Origin of the sequence: Enterobacter sp. T1-1, from assembly GCF_000710795.1 — a bacterium.
Classification (GTDB): Bacteria; Pseudomonadota; Gammaproteobacteria; order Enterobacterales; family Enterobacteriaceae; genus Enterobacter; species Enterobacter cloacae.
This window is the reverse complement of the sequence record NZ_JALW01000100.1, coordinates 1-3,161: the sequence shown is the minus strand read 5'-3', so window position 1 is coordinate 3,161 and position 3,161 is coordinate 1. Positions and strand designations below refer to the sequence as shown.

Sequence of the window (3,161 nt, the reverse complement as noted above, 5' to 3'; positions counted from 1 at the left end):
CTGATACTCCACGTACTGGCGGGTGCCGCTGCGTTTTTATGGCTTCTGTGGGGCTTCATTCCGGCAGGTACGCTGTTCAAAGGCGTGATGACACTGTGCATCGTTGCGCTGGCCGTCTGGCAGATCCGGCGAAAAAGCCGTTTCAGCCAGGCTCAGGACAATAGCGGGACGTCTGATGCTGAGTTGCCTGTATTCGCTGACGCAGGGCCGGTTGTTCTCGTCTGTGGGGATGAACTGGACGCCTTATTCCAGGGACACGCCCTGCGCAAAACCGCGCAGGGCTGGTGGCTGCGGGTGAATGACATCAACAGGCTCACTGATATCGTGCGCGATATCCAGGAGCAGCAGCCGCAGCAGGCCGGGCAAATCGCCGTTATGTATAGCTGCCACCCCGACGGGCATCAGGATGAAGCGGTGCTGCGCGCGACCCTGAAAGCGTTGCGCCAGCAGATGAAACAACTGAGTCTGATCGCCGGATTCACACCGCCAGTGCTCCTGAGCGGTGAGTTTTCCGGCGCTGAAACTCCGTGGGTTATTGTCAGTGGCGACAAACCGGTTGTATACCCTCTTGATGGGACGCCACAGGCGCTGGATGACTGGCAACAGGACAATCATCTGGCGCTGATGCCTGTCCTTCGGGAAGCCTTTGCTTTTATACGCACCATTCTGATGGATGAATTGGCGAAAGAGGACCGGCTGTTCCCGGCGGTTCATCCGTTTGCTGTGGCGTTTCGCAGCGGTATGGCCTCTGCTGACACCGCTTCGCTGTGGTCGCATCATCTGTGTCGTCTGACGCATCTGGTTTTACCGCAGACAGCCGGAGCCGCAGAGGTGGCAGGGCGTTTTCCTGATGCGGTGTTGCCGATGCTTGCGCCTTACTGTGCGCCCGTCCAGGGCGGGCAGCGTACCCGTCGCCTCGTTTTATGGATGCTGGTATGTGTTCTTGCTGCCATCGGTTTTTCTGGGGTGAATAACGCGGCGCTGATCCGCCTGGTCGGGACGAATTTGCAGCGCTGGTATGCCATCCCCATGAACCATTATGAGCCGAAGGCGCAGTCACTTGCCGCGCTGAAACAGGACGCTCTTCTGCTGGAGCGCTGGCAGCGGCAGGGGGAACCCCTCAGGTATGCGCTGGGCTATTACCCCGGTCAGCGTCTGTGGCTGGTGTTACAGAGGGCGATTGACTCGTATGTGCCCCCTCCGGCACCTGCCATGAAGCCAGTACCGAAAATCATCCGCCTCGACAGCATGTCGCTGTTTGACACCGGCAAATGGGCGCTGAAACCCGGCACCACGAAGCTGCTGGTGAATTCGCTGGTGGGAATTAAGGCGAAGCCCGGCTGGCTGATTGTGGTGGCGGGTCATACCGACAGCACGGGCGATGTCCCGTCCAACCAGGTGCTGTCGCTTAAGCGTGCGGAGTCCGTGCGCAACTGGATGCGCGATACCGGCGACGTGCCGGAGAGCTGTTTTGCGGTGCAGGGCTACGGCGAGAGCCGTCCTGTCGCCACCAACGACACGGCGGAAGGCCGGGCGCTGAACCGCCGTGTCGAAATCAGTCTGGTGCCGCAGGCGAATGCCTGTCAGCTGCCGGGCAACACACCCGCGCCATCGCAGGATGATGGCGTCTCAAAAAATGAAATGGAGTAATTAACATGGCAATTCCTGTTTATCTGTGGCTGAAGGACGACGGCGGCGCGGACATCAAAGGTTCCGTGGACGTGAAGGACCGTGAAGGCAGCATCGAGGTGGTGGCGCAGGAGCATAACCTGTACATCCCGACCGACAACAATACCGGCAAGCTGACCGGCACCCGTATCCACACGCCGTTCCTGTTCACCAAGGAGATCGACTCATCCAGCCCGTACCTGTACAAGGCAGTGACCACCGGCCAGACCCTGAAATCTGCGGAATTCAAGTGGTACAAAATCAACGACGCCGGGCAGGAAGTGGAGTACTTCAACACGAAGCTTGAGAACGTGAAGCTGGTGAAAGTGAATCCGAAGATGCACGACATCAAGGACCCGGCGTTCGAGAAGCACAACCACCTCGAGCAGATTGAACTGCGCTACGAAAAAATCACCTGGACCTACAAGGATGGCAACATCATTCATTCCGATTCCTGGAACGAACGTACCACCGCGTAAGCCCCGTGCGGACAGGGTTGCCTGTCCGCCGTTTTTGCTGAACGCCTGTAACCGCGGGCGTTCAGCAAAGAACAACACAATCTGCCTGCCCGACCTTATGCGCTTTGGGTTCCTGAATGACAGGAAAAGCGACGGGCGGTAGCGTGTCCGGAACTGATAAAGAGAGAGTCTCATGGAAAATCCAGCCATCCTGTTACGTCTTCTGAACCCCTACTGCGCCCGTGCCATGGAAGGTGCCGCCTCCCTGTGCCAGACCCGCGCCCATGCGGAAATCCTGCCCGAGCACTGGCTGCTGAAACTGCTGGAGCAGGGGGAGGGCGATCTCACCGTGCTGGCCCGCCGTTATGAATGGGATATGGACGCCATCTGGCAGGATTTGCTGGCATTTCTCGACACGCTGCCCCGTTCGGTACGCAGCCGTCCGCAGCTCTCCGACAGCACTCAGACCCTGATGCAGGACGCCTGGCTGCGGGCGTCGCTGGCGGGCGAAGAGCAGATACGCAGCATTCACCTGCTGATGGCGCTGGCTGAAAAACCAAAACGGGTGCGCTGCGACGGTTTGTGGCCGCTGCTGACCCTGGCGCAGAGCCAGCTGGAGCGTCTGCGCGGGCTGCTGGATGCGCAGTCGGACGAGCGTCCGGAGGTGCAGCAGGAAGAAGAGCTGGCGCAGGACGGCGAGGTGACGTTTGTCGGCCGCCCGGTTGATGCCGGAGTGAAAGAGGGGGAACTGAATCCGGCCCTGCAGAACGCGCTGGACAAATTCACCCTCGACGTCACCGCCCGCGCCCGCGAGGGCAAAATCGACCCGGTGTTCGGCCGCGACAACGAAACCCGCCAGATGGTGGATATCCTCTCCCGTCGCCGTAAGAACAACCCGATTCTGGTCGGCGAGCCGGGCGTGGGGAAAACCGCCCTGGTGGAAGGGCTGGCGCTGCGCATCGCGGAGGGCAACGTGCCGGACGCACTGAAGCCGGTCTCGGTGCGCACCCTTGACCTCGGCCTGCTGCAGGCGGG

Annotated in this window: 3 protein-coding genes; all 3 read left to right on the top strand. The window is 60.3% G+C overall.

All coding sequences use genetic code 11. The annotated features are described in order from the left end of the window. Window positions 1-1,650 (top strand): OmpA family protein (locus AK59_RS0122935; RefSeq protein WP_231501509.1); only part of this gene is annotated, 1,650 nt, incomplete at its 5' end. A gap of 5 nt (window positions 1,651-1,655) precedes the next feature. Then, complete coding sequence (hcp, locus tag AK59_RS0122930; protein ID WP_029883904.1) at window positions 1,656-2,147, top strand: type VI secretion system effector Hcp; 492 nt, start codon at window positions 1,656-1,658, stop codon at window positions 2,145-2,147. 172 nt (window positions 2,148-2,319) lie between these two features. Beyond that, window positions 2,320-3,161 (top strand): Clp protease N-terminal domain-containing protein (locus tag AK59_RS0122925; RefSeq protein WP_029883903.1); only part of this gene is annotated, 842 nt, incomplete at its 3' end.

Coding starts and splice junctions, on each gene's coding strand:
- hcp (WP_029883904.1), top strand. CDS start 1,656: ATGGCAATTCCTGTTTATCTGTGGCTGAAGGACGACGGCGGCGCGGAC.